This window comes from Catenulispora sp. EB89 (assembly GCF_041261445.1).
Lineage (GTDB): Bacteria > Actinomycetota > Actinomycetes > Streptomycetales > Catenulisporaceae > Catenulispora.
The window spans coordinates 167,731-186,262 of sequence record NZ_JBGCCU010000021.1 but is presented as its reverse complement, the minus strand read 5'-3'; the positions used below and the strand labels follow the sequence as shown (position 1 = coordinate 186,262).

At 70.2% G+C, this 18,532-nt stretch carries 18 protein-coding genes and 1 pseudogene; 11 read left to right on the top strand and 8 right to left on the bottom strand.

Annotated features, from left to right (window positions below; genetic code table 11):
* Positions 1-533: 533 nt before the first annotated feature.
* The 5 genes from ABH920_RS35515 to ABH920_RS35495 all read left to right on the top strand — a co-directional run bounded on the left by ABH920_RS35515 (position 534) and on the right by ABH920_RS35495 (position 5,909).
* Positions 534-1,376, top strand: coding sequence for a carbohydrate ABC transporter permease (locus tag ABH920_RS35515; RefSeq protein WP_370353668.1), 843 nt, complete (start codon positions 534-536; stop codon positions 1,374-1,376).
* Positions 1,373-2,203, top strand: coding sequence for a carbohydrate ABC transporter permease (locus ABH920_RS35510; protein WP_370353633.1), 831 nt, complete (start codon positions 1,373-1,375; stop codon positions 2,201-2,203). The genes ABH920_RS35515 and ABH920_RS35510 overlap by 4 nt, the downstream gene beginning before the upstream one ends.
* Before the next feature lie 53 nt (positions 2,204-2,256).
* The gene (locus ABH920_RS35505) at positions 2,257-3,678 is read left to right on the top strand and encodes an ABC transporter substrate-binding protein (protein WP_370353632.1); all 1,422 of its coding nucleotides are present in this window, start codon (positions 2,257-2,259) and stop codon (positions 3,676-3,678) included.
* Between the two features lie 170 nt (positions 3,679-3,848).
* Entirely contained in the window at positions 3,849-4,949 is a 1,101-nt protein-coding gene (locus ABH920_RS35500) for a cytochrome c oxidase assembly protein (RefSeq protein WP_370353631.1), read from the top strand.
* A 69-nt stretch (positions 4,950-5,018) separates the two neighbouring features.
* On the top strand, positions 5,019-5,909 hold the full coding sequence (locus ABH920_RS35495; protein WP_370353630.1) for an Ig-like domain-containing protein: 891 nt from the start codon (positions 5,019-5,021) through the stop codon (positions 5,907-5,909).
* Positions 5,910-5,926: 17 nt separating this feature from the next.
* Here ABH920_RS35495 and ABH920_RS35490 read toward each other — a convergent pair whose 3' ends face one another.
* Genes ABH920_RS35490 through ABH920_RS35480 form a run of 3 tightly spaced genes read right to left on the bottom strand, consistent with a single transcriptional unit; the run spans position 5,927 to position 7,182 of the window.
* Positions 5,927-6,667, bottom strand: coding sequence for an MBL fold metallo-hydrolase (locus ABH920_RS35490; protein ID WP_370353629.1), 741 nt, complete (start codon positions 6,665-6,667; stop codon positions 5,927-5,929).
* Complete coding sequence (locus ABH920_RS35485; RefSeq protein ID WP_370353628.1) at positions 6,658-6,795, bottom strand: hypothetical protein; 138 nt, start codon at positions 6,793-6,795, stop codon at positions 6,658-6,660. Before ABH920_RS35485 ends, ABH920_RS35490 begins: the two co-directional genes overlap by 10 nt.
* 54 nt (positions 6,796-6,849) lie before the next feature.
* Positions 6,850-7,182: a YnfA family protein gene (locus ABH920_RS35480; RefSeq protein ID WP_194915700.1), complete on the bottom strand. Its 333-nt coding sequence runs from the start codon at positions 7,180-7,182 to the stop codon at positions 6,850-6,852.
* A gap of 313 nt (positions 7,183-7,495) precedes the next feature.
* Between ABH920_RS35480 and ABH920_RS35475 the strand changes: the two genes are divergently transcribed.
* Positions 7,496-9,205 carry a YibE/F family protein gene (locus tag ABH920_RS35475; RefSeq protein ID WP_370353627.1) on the top strand — a complete coding sequence of 570 codons (1,710 nt, stop codon included), beginning with the start codon at positions 7,496-7,498 and terminating at the stop codon, positions 9,203-9,205.
* Between the two features lie 47 nt (positions 9,206-9,252).
* Here the strand turns inward: ABH920_RS35475 and ABH920_RS35470 are convergent, their stop codons facing one another.
* Entirely contained in the window at positions 9,253-10,689 is a 1,437-nt protein-coding gene (locus ABH920_RS35470; protein ID WP_370353667.1) for a GuaB1 family IMP dehydrogenase-related protein, read from the bottom strand.
* A gap of 215 nt (positions 10,690-10,904) precedes the next feature.
* A complete protein-coding gene (locus ABH920_RS35465; protein ID WP_370353626.1) occupies positions 10,905-11,708 on the bottom strand; it encodes a L,D-transpeptidase in 804 nt (267 codons plus the stop codon).
* A gap of 144 nt (positions 11,709-11,852) precedes the next feature.
* Between ABH920_RS35465 and ABH920_RS35460 the strand changes: the two genes are divergently transcribed.
* A complete protein-coding gene (locus ABH920_RS35460) occupies positions 11,853-13,568 on the top strand; it encodes a GMC oxidoreductase (RefSeq protein ID WP_370353625.1) in 1,716 nt (571 codons plus the stop codon).
* Positions 13,569-13,721: 153 nt separating this feature from the next.
* Positions 13,722-14,534, top strand: a pseudogene (locus tag ABH920_RS35455) (glycosyltransferase 87 family protein); the annotation flags it as partial.
* Between the two features lie 194 nt (positions 14,535-14,728).
* Here the strand turns inward: ABH920_RS35455 and ABH920_RS35450 are convergent.
* A complete protein-coding gene (locus ABH920_RS35450; RefSeq protein ID WP_370353624.1) occupies positions 14,729-15,391 on the bottom strand; it encodes an acyltransferase in 663 nt (220 codons plus the stop codon).
* Positions 15,392-15,565: 174 nt separating this feature from the next.
* Between ABH920_RS35450 and ABH920_RS35445 the strand changes: the two genes are divergently transcribed.
* Positions 15,566-16,300: an MgtC/SapB family protein gene (locus ABH920_RS35445; RefSeq protein WP_370353623.1), complete on the top strand. Its 735-nt coding sequence runs from the start codon at positions 15,566-15,568 to the stop codon at positions 16,298-16,300.
* Between the two features lie 123 nt (positions 16,301-16,423).
* Here ABH920_RS35445 and ABH920_RS35440 read toward each other — a convergent pair whose 3' ends face one another.
* Positions 16,424-16,651, bottom strand: coding sequence for a hypothetical protein (locus tag ABH920_RS35440; protein ID WP_370353622.1), 228 nt, complete (start codon positions 16,649-16,651; stop codon positions 16,424-16,426).
* Positions 16,652-17,039: 388 nt separating this feature from the next.
* On the opposite strand from ABH920_RS35440, the gene ABH920_RS35435 reads away from it, so the two are divergent.
* Positions 17,040-17,819 carry an HAD-IIA family hydrolase gene (locus ABH920_RS35435; protein ID WP_370353621.1) on the top strand — a complete coding sequence of 260 codons (780 nt, stop codon included), beginning with the start codon at positions 17,040-17,042 and terminating at the stop codon, positions 17,817-17,819.
* Between the two features lie 119 nt (positions 17,820-17,938).
* The gene (locus ABH920_RS35430; RefSeq protein WP_370353620.1) at positions 17,939-18,100 is read left to right on the top strand and encodes a hypothetical protein; all 162 of its coding nucleotides are present in this window, start codon (positions 17,939-17,941) and stop codon (positions 18,098-18,100) included.
* 41 nt (positions 18,101-18,141) lie between these two features.
* On the opposite strand, the gene ABH920_RS35425 is transcribed toward ABH920_RS35430, so the two are convergent.
* A complete protein-coding gene (locus ABH920_RS35425; RefSeq protein WP_370353619.1) occupies positions 18,142-18,471 on the bottom strand; it encodes a hypothetical protein in 330 nt (109 codons plus the stop codon).
* Positions 18,472-18,532: the final 61 nt, after the last annotated feature.

Genomic DNA, 18,532 nt, shown 5'->3' with positions numbered 1-18,532 from the left:
TTCTGCAAAGCACGCAGCCGTCCCGGGAACGCCGGAAACCGACCGCGCCATCGTGATCGGGCCCGCTGACGCGCACCCACCGCCTGTACTTAGGATGCCCTACTCAGACTTCTAATACACGACGAGGGTTGCCGGAAAGGGCTCTCGTCCGTCCGCGCGCTACCACTGCTCGGGCGGGGAACCGGACGCCGGGTTTGGAAGATCCCTAAACATCGCCCCTTTCGGGCCCGCCCTGACAAGCGCACCGTCACGGACGGGATTCACGCGCCTTCTCCGGGGAACTTGTCGCCTGGGGTATTCCTCGGCGCAACCGATCGTTCGACAGCCGCCGCCACGCTGATCTGCGGAACGGGGATCCTCGGGCTGTCAACGGGTTCTCGATTCAAGCACTTGATCAGAGGGGTGGGGTTTTGACCGCGTTGGACGGGGCGTCACAGGACGCTGACGCGATACCGATGGTGACAAGGGGTGGAGGCGCCAGACGCCGGTCCGCTTTCCTGTCGCGCGACCACGGATTGGCCTGGTTGTTCCTCGTGCCGTCGCTCGCGGTATTCGGGATGTTCATCCTGTACCCGCTCGTGGAGTCGTTCGTCCTGAGCACCCACGGCAGCGACATCTTCGGGAACTCCTCGCGCTTCGTCGGGCTGAAGCACTTCCGCGACATGTTCTCCGACTCCGGGTTCTACAAAGTCCTCGGGACCACCGCGCTGTTCACGGTGATGACCGTGATCCCCGGCGTTCTCGGTGCGCTGGCGCTGGTCCTTCTGATGGAGTCGCGGATCCGCGGCATCCGGATCTTCCGCAGCGCGTTCGCCCTGCCCTTCGCCTTCTCCGCGGCGAGCGCCTCGGTGATCTTCGCGGTGATCTACAACCCGGCGGTCGGCATCGCGAACGGGATGCTCGCGCACTTCGGCACCAGGCCGGTGGGCTGGCTGACCGACCCCAGGTGGGTGCTGCTGTCCGTGGTGGTCGTGCAGGTGTGGATGACGCTCGGGTACAACGTGCTCGTGCTGTCCGCCGGCGTGGCGGCGGTCCCCGGCGACATCATCGAGGCGGCGCGCCTGGACGGTGCCACCGGCTGGAGACTGAACCGCTCCATCTTGGTGCCGCTGCTCTCGCCCCAGCTGTTCTTCCTCACCGTGGTCTCGACCATCAACTCCCTCCAGGCGTTCACCGCCATCCGGATCCTCGCTCCGGAGGGCGGCCCCGAGGGCAAGGCGATGACGCTGGTCTACGCCATCTACAACAAGGGCTTCGAGAACGGGAACAGCGACCTCGGCACGGCCAGCGCCTACGCCATCGTGCTGCTGTTCATCGTGCTGGTACTCACCGCGATCCAGTTCGGGGTGCTGGAGCGGAAGGTGTTCTACCGGTGAGCGCGCTCGTGAAGGACCGCATAGCGAAGGTCCTCGTATATCTGGTGCTTATCATCGCGGCGCTCGCGGTGGTGTTCCCGGTCTACTACGCGCTGGCCGGCAGCATCATGCCGACCCGGGACCTGATCAAGGCCCCGCCGGCGCTGGTCCCCTCCGGGATCCACCCAGGGAACTTCGTGGACGTCTTCCACGCGATCCCGCTGGCACGCCAGTACCTGAACAGCGTGGTCGTGGCAGTGATCATCACGGTCGCCCAGCTGGCGACCTCCCTGCTGGCCGCGTACGCGTTCGTCTTCCTGCCGGTGAAGTGGCGCACGGCGGTGTTCGGGCTCTTCCTGGCGACGCTGATGATCCCCTGGGAGGCGATCATCATCCCCAACTACAAGACGATCTCGAACGCGCACCTGGCGAACACCTACTTCGCGCTGGTGCTGCCGTTCCTGGCCTCCGCGTTCGGCACCTTCATGCTGCGGCAGTCGTTCCTGCAGTTCCCGATGGAGCTGCGCGACGCGGCCAAGATCGACGGCTCGGGGCACCTGCGGTTCCTGTGGCGGATCGTCGTGCCGGTGTCGCGGCCGACCATCGCCGCGATCGCCGTGTACTCGTTCCTGTCCGCCTGGAACCAGTACTTCTGGCCGCTGCTGGTGACCGACGACCCCAAGATGCAGACGCTGCAGCTGGGGATGTCGCAGCTGAACAACTCCGAGTCCGCCGACCCGCGGCTGATCCTGGCCGGCGTCGCCTGCTCGGTGCTGCCGACGCTGCTGCTGGTGGTGTTCGGCCAGAAGTTCATCGTCAAGGGCCTGACCAGCGGAGCCGTCAAGTAGCCGCTTCACCCACGCACCATCGCCACCTTCACCATCAACAGGGGAGAACCTCAATGAGGAGAACACTCCGCACGCGCTCGCTGCGTGTGGCCGCCGGCCTGCTGGCCGCCGGAGTCGCGCTGACGGCCTGCAGCTCGTCGTCTTCGAAGGGCGGCTCGTCCGCCGGGGGCGGCGTCCCCGGCGCCGACGCGCTGACCAACGCCAAGGGGGTCGTGAACCTGACCTTCTGGCACAGCATGCAGGGCACCAACCAGAAGGCGGTCACCGCGATCGTCGACGCCTTCAACGCCAAGTACCAGGGCAAGATCCACGTCACGGACAGCTTCCAGGGCTCGTACGACGACGCGATCGCGAAGTACAAGACGGCGGTGTCCTCGCACACCACGCCGTCGATCATGCAGGTCTACGACGTCGGCACCCGGTTCATGGTGGACTCCAAGCAGGCCGTGCCGGTCGCGGACCTCGCGGCCAAGGACGGCTACTCGCTGGCCGACCTGCAGCCGAACATCGCCAACTACTACACGGTCGGCGGCAAGCTGGAGTCGATGCCCTTCAACTCCTCGATGCCGCTGCTGTACATCAACGTCGAGGCGTTCAAGAAGGCCGGGCTGGACCCGTCGAACCCGCCGAAGACCCTGGACGAACTGGCCGCCGACGCGCAGAAGCTGACCGTCAAGGACGGGAGCGGCAAGACCACGCAGTACGGCTTCGGCGCCGCCGACTACGGCTGGTTCGTGGAGCAGCTGGCCGCCGAGTCCGGCTCGCTGTACTGCGACAACGGCAACGGCCGCACCGCGCCGGCGACCAAGCTGAACATCACCTCCGGCGCCCCGCTCACCTACACCAACTGGTGGTCCGGGCTGGTCAAGAGCGGCGAGGCGCTGAACACCGGCCGGCCGACCACGGACGCGCAGGCCGCGTTCAAGGCCGGCAAGGTGGCGATGAACCTGGAGTCCACCGGCGTGCTCGGCGGCTACGTGGACGCCGGTTCCAAGGCGTCCTCGCCGTTCACCGTGGCCACCGCGCCGTTCCCGAAGGTCTCGGCCTCCGACACCGGCGGCCCGATCATCGGCGGCGCCTCGCTGTGGATCGACCGCGTCGGGCACTCCGACGCCGAGGTCCGCGCGTCGTGGGAGTTCGCGAAGTTCGCCGCCTCGGCGCAGCAGCAGGCCGCCTGGCACCAGGCGACCGGCTACTTCCCGGTCAGCGTCTCGGCGCTGCAGGACCCGACGGACGTCGCCTACCGGCAGGCGCACCCGCAGTTCCAGACCGCGATCGACGAGCTGAAGGCCACCCAGCCGAGCGCCGCCACCGCGGGCTGCCTGCTCGGCGTGATGCCGCAGGCGCGGGCCGACCTGGAGCAGGCGATGCTGTCGGTGGCGACCACCGGCACGTCGGCGGACTCGGCGCTGTCCGACGCCTCGACGAAGATCTCGAAGCTGATCAGCGACTACAACTCGGCGGTGAGCGGCTGACGTCCGCTCGGAGGTGAACGCGGCGGGTCCGCGGGACCTGCCCGCCGAGACCGGGAAGCGCAGTCATAAAATGGCTGCGCTTCCCGTCCTTTTCAGGGCGGAACCACCACGCACGTCGATATGAGCAGGGGCCAGGACCCATGGTGACGCCAGCCTTGACGGCCGTTCCGATGCCCGCTCCGCTGGGCGGGGCCCAGGTGGGCTCGGCGTGGCGGCTGAACCCATACGTCGGGGCGATCCTGCTGGTCGTCGCGGCGCTCTACGTGGCCGGGACGGTCGTGGCGCGGCGCCGCGGCACGCGCTGGCCGGTGCACCGCACCGTGGTCTTCGTCATCGGGCTGGCGCTGTTCGCCTGGACGACGATGTCGTTCCTGGCGGTGTACCAACAGGTGATGTTCTGGCCGCGGGCCGTGCAGATCATCACCCTGCTCATGGTGGTGCCGCTGTTCCTGGCGCTCGGGATGCCGCTGACGCTGGCGATCGACGGCGGCCCGCAATGGCTGGCCGGCGCGGTGCGGCGGGTGCTGGCGACGCGGATCGCGGCCCTGCTGACGTTCCCGGCCGTGGTGTCGATCGTGTTCCTGGTGACGCCGTTCACCGTCTACTTCTCGCCGATCTACGAGGACACGCTGCGCTCGCGGGGCGCGGCGTGGGTCCTGAGCTTCGCGCTGAGCGCGCTCGGGTTCTTCTACTACTGGACGCGGCTGCGCCTGGACCCGGTGCCGAAGGAGTACCCGCACCTGGTGTCGGTGTGGATCACGTTCGCGGAGGCGATCGCCGACGGCGCGCTGGGCCTGACGCTGATGCTGGGGCACCACCTGGTCGCCGGGGACTGGTACACGGCGCTGAACCGGCCGGGCGGGCTGTCGCCGAGGCAGGACCAGGTGTGGGGCGGCGGGGCGCTGTGGCTGATCGGGGACCTGGCCGGGGTGCCGTTCCTCGGGGCGCTGTGGCGGCGGATGTTCGACGAGGACCGTGACCGGGCCGCCGAGGTGGACGCGGAGCTGGACGCGTTGGAGGCCGAGGGCGCGATCGTCTACGGGACCGCTTCGACGGCCGCCGCTGGTGTCGCTGCCACTGCCGCTGTCGCAGGCAGCGGAACCGGTGCCGAGACGGATGACGTAGACGCGTCCACGCCCGCGTCTATTTCTCATACTTCTCCGGCCACCGTCGGCGCGGCCGCCAGCGGCGAGGAGGCGAAGCGGACCCGCCCCTGGTGGGAGACCGATCCGGTGCTCGGCCGGCGGATGGGATTCCTCGACGAGGAGTGACCGGGCGGGCCCGTTGTCACCCGTTCGGCCTCGTCTGATCACCGCAGTCTGATCTCAGCAGGATGACGGATGTCCGGTTTGTGGATATCCGGGAGAGTTGTCCTCACCACCGGGAACCGCGCCGACGCCCCGTCGCCGGACCGGATGGTCACCGATCACCACGATCTGGAGGACATCATGTTTCGCACGACTTTGACCACATCCCGCACCCGCCGCTACTCGGGGGCGGTGGTCGCGGCCACAGCGGCCGCGATGGTGCTGACGCCGGGGGTGGCGTTCGCCGCCGGGCAGCCTGCGGGTCCGGGCCCGGGTTCCGGGCACTCCGGGACCACGGCCGGCAGCCACCGGAGTGGACACCCGGGACACGCGACCGGGCACTCCGGACACTCCGCCGGGCACTCCGCCGGGCGCAGCGGCACGGGTCACTCGGGCTCGGGCTCGCGCTCGCCGGGGCACACCGGTGCGGGTCACTCGGCTTCTCACGCGACCGGACATGCCGGCGGCAGCCGGTCCGGCGGGCACGCGGCCGGACACACCGGCTCCGGCTCCTCGACCACCTCGGGCCGGACTGCCGCCCATGGCGCGAAGGTCGCCTCGCACAGCACCGGGTCCGGTTCCTCCGACGGTCGGCAGGATTCCGGCTCCAAGACATCCTCGGCATCCTCTGCGGCCGGCATGTCCGAGACGGTCACCAGGCTGTCCGTATCCAACAGCGACGGCATCGTGACCATGTCGGCCCGGGTGTCGCCGGCCCACCGCGGGAGCGGCGCCTCGGCGGCCACCGGCAGCGTGACCTTCACGGTCGACGACGCCTCCTCCGGCCCGATCCCGATGTCCGCCGGAAAGGCCATGGTGCAGGTCGAGCTCGGCCCGGGCCGGCATACCGCCTCCGCGAAGTACAGCGGCGACGCCGAGCACGCCCCGAGCGATTCCGGGGCGGTGAGCGTGACAGCGGGTTGAGCAGGGCTGCGGCCCGGCTACGCGTCGAAGGACAGCCCGCCGCGCGCGACGTGGGTACGCCCGCCGTACTCCTTCGCCGCCGCGTCGAGGGACTCCCCCGGCTCTGAGCCCGGCCACAGGTGCGTCAGCACCAGCCTGCCGACACCCGCTTCCGATGCCTGCCGTGCCGCCTGCCGGGCGGTCGACAGGTAGGGGGCATCGCCAGCGGCCATCACCTCCGGATACGTGGCCTCGGCGATGAGTGCGTCCGCACCCCGCGCCAACTCGACGAGCGCGGGGTGCGGACCACAGTCCCCGGTGTAGACGACGGCGTGGCCGCCGGCCGCGGCCCGCACCCCCGCGTTGGGTACCCAGTGCGGCAGGAGCGAGGTGCGCAGGTCGAACGGCCCGACCGAGAACGACTCCCCCGGCTCGAAGTCGCGGCGTGCCACGGCGGCGTCGAGCATCCCCGGCCGGTCCAGGGCCAGTACGGCGTTCAGGGCGCCGTGCGGTGCGTAGACGGGCAGGGGGTCGGGGTCGGCGCCGCCCAGCGCCCGAGCTCGAAGCAAAGGATTGAGATCGGCACAGTGGTCGGGATGCCCGTGGCTGATGTAGACGGCGTCCAGCTGCTCCGCCGGCATCAGTTCCAGCAGTCGCGGCAGTACCGCGTAGCCCGCGTCGACCAGGATGGAGAAACCCTCATGAGTTAACAGAAACCCGCTGCACGCGTCGCCTGCCACCGGCCACGCCCCGCTGCCGCCCAGCACCGTCACCCGCATGCGTCGATGATGCCGCGCGCCGGCGCGCGGCGCGACGGAACCGCCAGGATCGCCAGGCCGGCCAGGCCGGCCAGAGCGGCAAGGGCCCGCAGGACCGGCGAAAGCACCGCCACCGACCTCACCGCCATGGCGCGTACATGCGGCAAGGGCCCGCAGGACCGGCGATAGCACCGCCGCCGACCTCAGCGCCGTGGCGCGTACATGATGATCGCCATGCCCACCAGGCAGACCGCCGCGCCGATGACGTCGAAGCGGTCCGGCCGGTAGCCGTCGGCGACCCAGGCCCACAGCAACGAGCCCGCCACGAACACCCCGCCGTAGGCGGCCAGGACCCGCCCGAAGTCCGAGGAGGGCTGCAACGTCGCGACGAACCCGTACAACGCCAGACTCACCGCCCCGCACGCCGTCCACCCCCAGCCGCGGTGCTCCCGCACGCCCTGCCAGATCAGCCACGCGCCGCCGATCTCCAGGACCGCCGCGACCACGAACAATGCGATGGACCGTGCGACCGTCACTGCACCCGACCTCCCGGCTCAGGCGCTCCCGGCGGACCGCCACCGCGCGCCAGCTTAGGGCGTGGTGACGTCGCCAGGCCCTACCGTACCGAGTGATAACACCACAAAGGCCTTTGTCCGACAGTGATTCCGGAGGTGTCCCAACCAGTCCGTAACCAGCCCACGACCAATATCGACACCAGTCAAAAATCCGCAAAGATGTTCACGCCGAAGCGTCGTTCTTACCTTCAGCCGCTATCGTGTGGCGGCAGCCCGGACCCACCTCCAGCGGGCTCCGAGCGCCGTCCCCGCACCACCGACCCACGGAGAGCCGATGGCCGTGAGCAGCCGCCGATCGAGGTCTGCGCAGGAGAGCTCCGGCCGGGGCGGGTCCGGTCACGGACACTCCCACGGGCACTCGCACGGCCACGGCCCGGCGACCCCGGCCTCACCCCGGCTGCGGACCCTGATCACCGCGCTGCTGTTGCCGGTGGCCGCGGCGGCGGTGGCCGGGCTCGTGCTCCTGTGGCCGTCGGCGGCGAAGTCGCCGATCCCGCCGCAGGTGTGGGTGCAGGGCACGGTGACGGCTTCGACGCTGGTGCAGCCCGGACCGAACGGCGGCACCGCGCCGCCGGCCGGCGGCAGCACCACCACCGCGCCGGGCGGGCTGGACACCACCAACGACCAGCTGACCATCCAGATCACCAGCGGGCCCACCAAGGGCTCGACCGCGACGGTGACCGTGGGCGTGGACCCGAGCACTCCCAAGTACTCGGTCGGCGACGGCCTGGTCCTCACCTACGACAAGAGCCAGCCGGCGGACGGCCAGTACAACATCAAGGACTTCCAGCGCGGCCCGCCGCTGATGAGCCTGGCGATCGCGTTCGCGCTGTTCGTCCTGGTGGTCGGGCGCTGGCGCGGGGCCGGGGCGATCGCGGCGCTGGCCGTGTCGTTCGGAGTGCTCGTGAAGTTCACGCTGCCGGCGATCGTCGGCGGCGAGAACTCGATCGAGGTCGCGGCGGTCACCGCGGGTGTCATCCTGTTCGCGGCGCTCTACGCGACGCACGGGGTGTCGGTACGGACATCCGTGGCCGTCCTGGGCACGGCGATCAGCCTGGCGCTGATCGGCGGGCTCGGAGAGGCCGGGACCAAACTGGCCCACCTGACCGGGCTCGGCGACGACAACGCCGCGACCGTCGCGGGCTACTTCCACAAGGTCGACGTCCAAGGGCTGCTGCTGGCCGGCATCATCATCGGCGCGCTCGGCGTGCTCAACGACGTCACCGCCACACAGGTGTCCTCGGTCTGGGAGCTGAAGGCCGCCGACCCGACGATGGGCGCCGCCGAGCTGTTCCGCGTCGGCATGCGCATCGGCCGGGACCACATCGGCTCCACGGTGAACACCCTGGTGCTGGCGTACGCTGGCGGCAGCCTGCCGCTGTTCGTCCTGATGACCACGTCCAGCCAGGGCTGGAGCGGCGCGGCCGGGGCCGAGGTGGTGGCCGAGGAGATCGTGCGCACCCTGGTGGGCTCGATCGGCCTGGCAGCGGCGGTGCCGATCACCACCGCGCTGGCGGCGTACTTCGCCGCCGGCGAGGGCGGGCACGAGGCCGGTCGCGAGAGCGGCCACGGCGACGAGCCGCAGAGCTCGCGCCTGACCTACCCGGACCTGCGCGAGCGCCGCGGCGGCCGGCGCAGCGTGATCGACGACCTCGCCGCGGACGACGCTCTCGCCGAGGACACGCTGCCCGGCGCGCGGCGCGGCGGGGGACGCGCCACGCCGGTCGCGCGCATGCCGGAGAGTCGGCGGAGCGGCGAGTGGAACCTGGACGGGACGCGCGCCGGCAGCGGTCCGCACCGGATGCCGCGTCCCGCGCCGTACCCGGCACCCGCACCGCCCCCACAGCCACAGCCACAGCCACAAACGCAACCTGTGGCGGATCCTTACGGACAGAACCCTTATGGGAGCGACCCGTATGGTGTCGATCCGTATGGAACCGATCCCTATCGTGGGCAGCAGCAGAACCCGCCTTACTACGGCTGATCCAGCACTGAGGTGCGTATCCATACGCACCTCAGTGCTATAGCGAACTACCAGCTGCTGTGCAGCGGCTTCCCTTCCGCGAATCCGGCAGCGCTCTGCACGCCGACCACGGCCCGCTCGTGGAACTGCGCCAGGTCCTTCGCCCCGGCGTAGGTGCACGAGCTGCGCACTCCGGCAATGATGGCGTCGACGAGGTCTTCCACGCCCGGGCGGTCGCGGTCGAGGTACATCCGCGAGCTGGAGATCCCCTCCTCGAACAGCGCCTTGCGGGCGCGGTCGAAGGCGGAGTCCTCGGCGGTGCGCAGGCGCACTGCGCGCGCCGAGGCCATGCCGAAGTTCTCCTTGTAGAGGCGTCCGTCGCCGTCGCGCACGGCGTCGCCCGGGGACTCGTAGGTGCCGGCGAACCAGGAGCCGATCATCACGTTCGACGCGCCGGCGGCCAGGGCCAGCGCCACGTCGCGGGGGTGGCGGACGCCGCCGTCGGCCCACACGTGCTTGCCGAGGCGGTGGGCTTCTGCCGCGCACTCGTAGACGGCCGAGAACTGCGGGCGGCCGACGCCGGTCATCATGCGCGTGGTGCACATGGCGCCGGGGCCGACGCCGACCTTGACGATGTCCGCGCCGGCCTCGATCAGGTCGCGGGTGCCCTCCGGGGACACCACGTTGCCGGCGACCAGCGGGACGCCCGGGTTCAGGGCGCGCACCGCGGTCAGGGCCTCGAACATCTTCTCCTGGTGGCCGTGCGCGGTGTCGATGACGAGCACGTCGGCGCCGGCCGCGAGGAGTTCCTTGGCGCGCGCCGCCACGTCGCCGTTGATGCCGATCGCGGCGCCGACGCGGAGCCGGCCCTGGTCGTCGACCGCCGGCTTGTACAGCGCCGAGCGCAGCGCGCCCTTGCGAGTCCACAGGCCGGTGAGGCGGCCGTCGGCGTCCACGACCGGCGCCAGGCGGTGCTTGCCGTCCAGGGCGTCGAACGCGGCCTCGGCGGAGGTGCCGTCCGGGATGGTGAGCAGGTCGCGGGACATGACGTCGCTGACGTTGGTGAACCGGTCGGTGCCGGCGCAGTCGGCCTCGGTGACGATGCCGGCCGGGCGGCCGTCCCCGTCCACCACGACCAGCGCGCCGTGCGACCGCTTCGGCAGCAGCGCCAGCGCCTCGCCGACGGTGCTGGTGGGCGCGAGCGTGACCGGGGTGTCGTAGACCGGGCTGCGGTCCTTGACCCAGCCGATCACCTCGGCGACCACGTCGAGCGGGATGTCCTGCGGGATGACCGCGATGCCGCCGCGGCGGGCGATGGTCTCGGCCATCCGGCGGCCGGCGACGGCCGTCATGTTGGCCACGACCAGCGGGATCGTGGTCCCGGTGCCGTCGGAGGAACTCAGGTCCACGGCCAGGCGGGAACCCACCTGGGATCGCGCGGGGACCATGAAAACGTCGTCGTACGTGAGGTCGTACGGAGGTGAGTACTGGTTGAGGAAACGCACGTAGTAAGACTGTATCAAAACGGTCACGGGCGCCTCCTCACCTGGTGACCGGAGTCACGACAGCAGGAGACGCCCGAACTGCGCGCTCAGTACCTCGTAGCCGAGATACCTCGGCGCCGAGGTATCTCGGCTACGAGGTATACCGCAGGCGCGAAGTGCTGCGGGTGCGAAGTGCTGCGGGTGCGAAGTGCTGCGGGTACGAGGGATCGCGAAGCTCAGTAAACGACCACGCTGTCCCCGAGCCGGGTGTCGGCGAACAGCTTCGCCACGGCCGCCCGGTCGCGGACGTTCACACAGCCGTGCGAGTGGTGCGCGTAGCCGTAGGTCGCGAAGTCGATGGAGAAGTGCACGGCCTCGCCGCCGCTGAAGAACATCGCATCCGGCATCGACGTGTGGTAGATCGTCGAGATGCAGTGCTCCATCTTCAGGTAGATGTCGAACTTGCCCTTGCGGGTCGGGTTGTTCTCGTCGCCGAAGCGGACGTCCATCCCGTACTGCACCTTGCCGTTGACCACCCAGAGCAGGGTGCGGGTGCTCATGTCGATGCAGATGACGCGGCCGGTCTTGCAGCGCGGGTCCAGGGCGCCGGGGGTGTTGTGGCCCAGCGGCACGCCGGACAGCCAGTTGGAGCCGGTGGTCTTGGGCGGCGCGGGCGTGGTCGGCGCCGTCGGCTTGGTCGGGTGCAGGATCGGCTGCGGCTTGGTCGTCAGCTTGGGCACCGGGTTGGTGTTCCGGGCCGCCGCCGGGGCGGCGCCGGGGACGGCCGCGGGACCGCTGTTCGCCGCGCCGCCGGCCGGCCGGTTGGGCACGGAAGACGTCAGATCGTCCGCGGCCGCGTGCGCGGCGGCCGGCGCCGACGACGTCCCGGCCACGGCCGCCGCCTGCTGCACCGCGTCAGTGGTGGAGGTCTTGCTCTCGCCCGAATTCGCGGAGTTCGACGCGCACCCCGTCACGCCGAGCGCCACCGCGCCGGCCACGGCGATCAAAGCGCCGCCCTTCCCCGCCCCTGAAGTCCTCATGCCCTTATCGACGCACAAAACCCGGCTCTCGTTGCGTCGGAAACGCCGCGAAAACCCACTCGTTATAGAAGCTCTCGGAGAAGCCGCCATCGAGCGGCCCGCTACTACTGGATCGGGTGTCAAATAGGGGCTACTCTACCCGCCATGGGAGCTGCGGTGGACTACGACGTGCTGGTCATCGGCTCGGGCTTCGGCGGTTCGGTGACCGCCCTGCGGCTCACCGAGAAGGGCTACAGGGTCGGGGTGCTGGAGGCCGGCCGCCGGTTCGCCGACGGCGACTTCCCCAAGACCTCCTGGCGGCTGCGCTCCTTCCTGTGGGCGCCGAAGCTCGGCTGCAAGGGCATCCAGCGCATCCACCGGCTCAAGGATGTCGTCGTGCTCGCCGGAGCTGGCGTCGGCGGCGGATCGCTCGTATACGCGAACACGCTCTACGAGCCGCTGGACCCCTTCTACGACGACCCGCACTGGCGCGACGTGGCCGACTGGCGCGGGGAGCTCGCGCCGTTCTACGACCAGGCCAAGCGGATGCTCGGCGTGGTGCAGAACCCGACGATGACGCCGGCGGACGTGCAGATGAAGGCCGTTGCCGAGGAGATGGGCGTCGGGGACACCTTCCACCTGACGCCGGTCGGCGTGTTCTTCGGCGACCCGGACGCCACGCCGAACACCACCGTCTCCGACCCCTTCTTCGGCGGCGCGGGCCCGGACCGCAACCCGTGTCTCCAGTGCGGCGCGTGCATGACCGGCTGCCGCCACAACGCCAAGAACACCCTCGTGAAGAACTACCTCTACCTCGCCGAGAAGCTGGGCGCCGAGGTCCACCCGCTGACCACGGTCGAGAGCGTGACCCCGCTCCCCGACGGCGGTGGATACCGCGTGACGACGTCCTCGACCGGCAAGTGGTTCGCCAAGGGCCGCCGCGCACTCACCGCCGAACACGTCGTCTTCAGCGCCGGCGCCCTGGGAACCCAGCGCCTGCTGCACAAGCTGGCCGGTGACGGATCGCTGCCGGCGCTGTCCCCGCGCCTGGGCGAACTGACCCGCACCAACTCCGAATCCCTCCTCGGCGCGATGGCCAAGAAGCCGCGGCAGTACGACTTCACGGAAGGCGTGGCCATCACTTCCTCCTTCCACCCCGACGAGCACACCCACATCGAGCCGGTGCGCTACGGCCGGGGCAGCGGCGCCATGGGGTTGCTGAAGACCGGGCTGACCGACGGCGAGGGCCGCACCCCGCGCTGGATCAAACTGCTCGGCATCGGCGTCAAGCACCCTTCCTGGGTCCCGCGCATGCTGCCCAGCCGCAAGTTCGCGGAGCGGTCGATCATCCTGCTGGTCATGCAGGCCCTCGACAACTCGCTGACCGTGTCCCGCAAGCGCGGCCTGTTCGGCAAGAACAAGCTCACCACCCGCCAGGGCCACGGCCTGCCGAACCCGACGTGGATCCCGGCCGGCAACGAGGCGGTCGCCCGCACCGCGGCCCGCATCGACGGCATCCCCGGCGGCACCGTCGGCGACCTGTTCAACATCCCGATGACCGCGCACATCATCGGCGGCTGCGTCATCGGCCGGGACCGCGACCACGGCGTGGTGGACCCCTACCACCGCGTGTTCGGGCACCCGGGTCTGTATGTCGCCGACGGCTCGACCGTCTCGGCGAACCTCGGCGTGAACCCGTCCCTGACCATCACGGCGATGGCCGAGCGCGCCGCGGCGTTCTGGCCGAACAAGGGCGAGCAGGACACGCGGCCCGCGATGGGGGAACCGTACAAGCGGATCCCGTATGTGCGGCCGAAACAGCCCGCCGTTCCGGAAGCGGCGCCGGGCGCGCTGCGGCTGCCGATCGTGGAGATCCGGTAGCGACCGGGTCATCGGGGAGACCAGCGCTGATCCCGTAAGGTCTCCTGCGTGGTGCGCCTCCCGGATCGACGACGACTCACCGTGCTGCTCGGCGTCTTCGCCGCCCTGAGCCTGGCCGGCTACCTCGTCATCCGTACGCTCGCGCACCCGACGATGATCGACATGGTCGTGTACCGGTTCGAGGGGCAGGCCGTCCTGCACGGCCGCGACCTCTACGGCGACGGGGTCGAAGTCGCGACGGCGGGAGGCAACCAGCTGCCCGCGACCTATCCCCCCTTCGCCGCCCTGCTCTTCGCCGCGATCAGCTGGATCCCGGTCGGCGTCCTGAAGGTCCTGGTGACCGCCGCCAACATCGCGTTGCTGGCGCTCGTCGTCCACCTGGCGGCGAAGCTCGTCGGCGGCTGGCTGGACCGGCCGACGTTCGCGCAGCGCTGGGCCCTGATCGCCGCGCTCGCCGGACTCGGGCTGTGGTTCGAGCCGGTGTGGACCACGCTGCGCTACGGCCAGATCAACCTCGCGTTGATCGCGCTGGTCCTCTTCGACCTCACCCGGGCACCGGGCAGCAGATGGCCGCGCGGCCTGGGCATCGGGCTGGCCACCGGCATCAAGCTGACGCCCGGCGTCTTCATCCTGTGGTTCCTGCTGGCCGGCCGGCGGCGCGAGGCAGCGGTCTCGGCGCTCAGCGCGGTCGGGACCATGGCGGTCGGTTTCCTGTTGCTCCCCCACGCGTCCGTGAAGTTCTGGCTGCACAAGGTCTTCGAGACCGACAAGGTCGGCAAGACCTACATCACCGACAACCAGTCGCTGTCCGGGATGATCGCGCGGATCACGCACATCGACGATCCCAAGGCGCTGTGGGCGGTCGCGGCGGTCGTCGTGCTCGCGGCGGGATTGTGGGTGGCCGCTCAGAACTCGAAGCGGGGCGACAACGCCCTCGGCGCGCTGACGTGTGCCGTCACCGGCCTGCTGATCTCGCCGATCAGCTGGTCCCACCACTGGGTGTGGGCGGTTCCGGTGGCGATGCTGCTCGCCGTCCGCGCGCCGAAGCTCGCGGTGGCGTGGTGCGCGGTGTTCCTGTCGTTCCTGATCTGGGCCGTCCCGCACAAGGTGGTCGGGCCCTCCCCCGACCTGAACCCGCTGCAGATGCTGCTCAGCTCGCTCTATCCGTTGGCGGGGCTGGCGTTCCTGGTCTGGGCCTGGAGCGAGTCCACCCGCGCCCAGCCGGTCTCGGCCTCGTACCGGCGCAGCATCCTGGCCGGGACGCCGCCGACCACGCAGTGATCGGGGAACTCCCCGCGGACCACGCTGCCAGCCGCCACGACCACGTTGCGGCCCAGGACCGTGCCCGGCAGGATCACCGCGTTGGTGCCGATCCAACAGCCGGGGCCGATGCGCACCGGCGCCTCGCTGGGCCACTGCTTGCCGATCGGGACGTCGGGGTCGTCGTAGCCGTGGTTCTGGTCGGTGATGTACACGTTGGGGCCGGTGTACACGTCGTCGCCGATGTCGATCGAGCGGTGGCCGACCACGTGGCTGCCGCGGCCCAGCACCACGCCGCTGCCGATCCGCACCAGGGTGTCCGGGCCGAGGTCCAGGCCGGGGACGAAGCCGGCGGAGATGGTGACGTTGGCACCGATCAGTACGTGCGCGCCGACGGATATGTAGCGCTCCCCGAAGACCGTGCCCGGCGGGAACGCCATCGTCGACCCCTCGCCGAACGCGGCGAAACGGCGGGCGGCCGGCGAGCCCGCGTGCACCTTCCCGGCCTTGGCCAGCCAGCCCCACACGCCGGCGGCCAGCCGGTTGCCCAGCGCTGACACCATGGCCGCTACGGTACCCCCTGCCTGTGATCTTCCAGCAGCGGTATCGTGCGGCATCGCGTTGCATAACTGTTCGATCACGGCCGGCAAGTGTTCAGACATCGGGTACCGGCCCCGGGCCGCGTACCTCTATCGTTCCGTTGGATCGGCAGAGGAAATCAGGGGAGGACGACAGAAATGCACGCAGTGGGGGCCGTCCTACTGGCGGCCGTACCTTCGGCCGACAACATCCACGTCCCGACCCACTGGGACGCGGTCGGCCGCATCGCCATGGCCTGGGTTCTCACCTTCGCGCTGGGCTTCGAGCGGCAGATCCGCGGCGCGATGGCCGGCGACCGGACCTTCTCGCTGCTGGGCGCGGCCACCGCGCTGATAGGCGTGCTGGCCGGCAACGGCGCCAGCACGATCCTGGCCGGCGCGGTCACCGGCATCGGCTTCATCGGCGGCGGGCTGTGCTTCCGGCAGACCGTCGAGGAGCACGAGGTGCTGCACGGCATCACGACCGCGGCGAGCATCTTCGCCTGTTCCGCGATCGGCGCCGCGTGCGGCCTGGGACTGGTGAAGGAGTCGATCGCGGCGACTGCGGCCACGCTGCTCACCCTGGAGCTGCGCCACATCCCGCTGATCCGCACGCTCGACGCCCGCCGCTGGGACGGCCTGGTGCACCACGACGAGCATGTGCACTCGCACTTCTTCCGGCACGGCACCGGGATCCCCTCGGAGCTGGTCGAGGCCCGGGTGGCGACCGCGGACACCGCGGACAGCGACGCGGTGGTGTTGGTGAACCCGGTGATCGCCGCGCAGCAGGCGGCCGCGGCCACCGCCGCGACGGTCGCGCCGGACGTGTCCGGGGCGGTGACCGACGTCTCCCCGGCCGACGCGGGCGTGCCGGCCCCGGCCGGGAAGCAGTGAACGGGCCGACAGGCAAAGCAGAGTTCTGACAAGCACGGCGGGGCCGGACGACGCGATGTCGTCCGGCCCCGGTCGTCCGTTGCGGTGGAAACCCCGTGACCCCTCAACGGATTCGGTCGGTTTTTAGAGGTTGATGCACAGGACCGGGCCGAGCAGGTCGATCTGGCACCAGGGCCACCAGTGCGGCTGGTGGACCGAGATCGGGGCACTCATCGGCACGGTGGCCGAGTGCGTCACGACGGCGGCAGGCGAGGTCGCCGCGGAGGCGGATGTGGCCGCTACCGCGCCGAAGCCGGCGAGCAGTGCGGTGGCACCCGCGGTCGCGGTGAGTTTCACGAGACGGCTCTTCATAGTCGTGCTCCTCCTGATACGGCCCGCGATGCGCGGGACACTTCAGTAGGTTCTGCAAGATCAACCCGGGGCGCGAACGGTCCTGCGCTGTTCGGTTGATCACGTTCGCGGCGATCGCCGTCCGCGGGCGTTTCGCCGGACCTGTTCAGCAACCCTGTGACCTGGCGCTTTGGACAATATGCTGATCGTCCGTGCTACCCTCGTGCTCGCCGGTGCGTAGAAGATGTCCCCGGGCCTCAATTTACGCCGTCGCGGAATACCGTTCGGCTGGAGCTGCGGCGAGCTTTCCGCCGCGAGGCGACACGCGCACCGGCGCTAAACCTTTTCACTTCTGGAATGATGGTCACCACCATCGCAATGTTCCCTTCCATTCCAGGAGCAGATCGAAGTGCATGACCGCAAGCCAGTCGAGTGCTGGATGACCGACATGGACGGCGTCCTGATCCGCGAGGGACACATGATCCCCGGCGCGGACGAGTTCATCCGCCGGCTGCGGGCCAAGGACCGGCCGTTCCTGGTGCTGACCAACAACTCCATCTACACCCCGCACGACCTGTCGGCGCGCCTGACGAACCTGGGCATCCCGCTGCCGCAGGAGCACATCTGGACCTCGGCGCTGGCCACCGCGCAGTTCCTGGACAACCAGCGGCCCAACGGGACCGCCTACGTCATAGGGGAAGCCGGGCTGACCACGGCGCTGTACGACGTCGGATACACCCTGTCCGAGGCCGAGCCGGACTACGTGGTCCTGGGCGAGACCCGGGCCTACAGCATCGACGCCATCACCCGGGCCATCCGCCTGGTGACCAACGGCGCGCGCTTCATCGCCACCAACCCCGACGCGACCGGCCCGACGCCGGACGGCCCGCAGCCGGCCTGCGGCGCGGTTGCGGCGCTCATCACAAAGGCGACCGGTGTGGAGCCCTACTTCGTGGGTAAGCCCAACCCGCTGATGATGCGCGAGGGTCTGAACCAGATCAAGGCGCACTCGGAAGTGACCGCGATGATCGGTGACCGGATGGACACCGACGTGCTGTGCGGCATCGAGGCGGGTCTGGAGACCTTCCTGGTGCTGTCCGGCGTGACCCAGGCCGACGAGATCGAGCGCTTCCCCTTCCGGCCCTCCCGGATCGTGAAGTCGATCGCCGACCTGGTCGACGAGGTCTGAGCAAGAGCAGGGTCCCGACGGTGAACACCTTCGTTCCCGCCGCACGTCGGCCGGAAGACAGTGGTTTGACAATGTATGAGAACAGCAGGGGCGGCGCCGGCAGGGCGGCCGCAGCATCCATGAGCGGTACACCGGTCTTCGACGCGCTGGTCGGCGAGTTCCGGGCCAACTTCCGCACGGTGCCCGGGGATCCGTGGTCGCCGGCGCCCGCGCCGCGGTTCGCCGAGCTCTCGGTGACCTCGGACCGGTACGGGCTGCCGGCGGGCCGCGGCGGGCTCTGAGAGCATCGCGCTGTAGACCGGGCTCATGCGTGAGACCGGGCTCATGCGTGCCGGCTGACCTCGACGGCCACCACGACGGTCAGCACCGGCAGCGGCACTGATGTCCACGCCCAGAACCAGCGCCACGCGCGCCGGCATCTGCGGTGCAGCGCCAGGACCACGGCCAGCGCACCGCCGAACCCCACGGCGCCGAAAAGCCAGCCCGCGTAAAGGCCGTTCGTCGTGAGGCCGCGGCCGCCGACGAGCACGCTCAGGACCGTCAGCGCGGTCGCGGGGATCCCGAGTGCCGCCGCGACGGCCAGGGCTCGCCAGGCGGCCGGGTCATGCTGCGGCGTGCTCTCGGGCTCCCGCTCGTCCCCTGTGTTCGGCATGGGACGAGCGTCCCGCCGCGGGGCTGCCGGCCGTATCCGCGCCGGTACTCAAGTGCCCGCC

What these genes read in the sequence shown, in the direction of transcription:
- ABH920_RS35475 (WP_370353627.1), top strand. Translation starts at nt 7,496, where the DNA reads ATGGCCGTGAGCAGCCGCCGATCGAGGTCTGCGCAGGAGAGCTCCGGC.
- ABH920_RS35450 (WP_370353624.1), bottom strand. Translation starts at nt 15,391, where the DNA reads ATGGTGTCAGCGCTGGGCAACCGGCTGGCCGCCGGCGTGTGGGGCTGG.
- ABH920_RS35485 (WP_370353628.1), bottom strand. Translation starts at nt 6,795, where the DNA reads ATGGCGGTGAGGTCGGTGGCGGTGCTTTCGCCGGTCCTGCGGGCCCTT.
- ABH920_RS35465 (WP_370353626.1), bottom strand. Translation starts at nt 11,708, where the DNA reads ATGAGGACTTCAGGGGCGGGGAAGGGCGGCGCTTTGATCGCCGTGGCC.
- ABH920_RS35500 (WP_370353631.1), top strand. Translation starts at nt 3,849, where the DNA reads ATGCCCGCTCCGCTGGGCGGGGCCCAGGTGGGCTCGGCGTGGCGGCTG.
- ABH920_RS35490 (WP_370353629.1), bottom strand. Translation starts at nt 6,667, where the DNA reads ATGCGGGTGACGGTGCTGGGCGGCAGCGGGGCGTGGCCGGTGGCAGGC.
- ABH920_RS35425 (WP_370353619.1), bottom strand. Translation starts at nt 18,471, where the DNA reads ATGCCGAACACAGGGGACGAGCGGGAGCCCGAGAGCACGCCGCAGCAT.
- ABH920_RS35495 (WP_370353630.1), top strand. Translation starts at nt 5,019, where the DNA reads ATGTCCGGTTTGTGGATATCCGGGAGAGTTGTCCTCACCACCGGGAAC.
- ABH920_RS35440 (WP_370353622.1), bottom strand. Translation starts at nt 16,651, where the DNA reads ATGAAGAGCCGTCTCGTGAAACTCACCGCGACCGCGGGTGCCACCGCA.
- ABH920_RS35445 (WP_370353623.1), top strand. Translation starts at nt 15,566, where the DNA reads ATGCACGCAGTGGGGGCCGTCCTACTGGCGGCCGTACCTTCGGCCGAC.
- ABH920_RS35460 (WP_370353625.1), top strand. Translation starts at nt 11,853, where the DNA reads ATGGGAGCTGCGGTGGACTACGACGTGCTGGTCATCGGCTCGGGCTTC.
- ABH920_RS35430 (WP_370353620.1), top strand. Translation starts at nt 17,939, where the DNA reads ATGAGCGGTACACCGGTCTTCGACGCGCTGGTCGGCGAGTTCCGGGCC.
- ABH920_RS35505 (WP_370353632.1), top strand. Translation starts at nt 2,257, where the DNA reads ATGAGGAGAACACTCCGCACGCGCTCGCTGCGTGTGGCCGCCGGCCTG.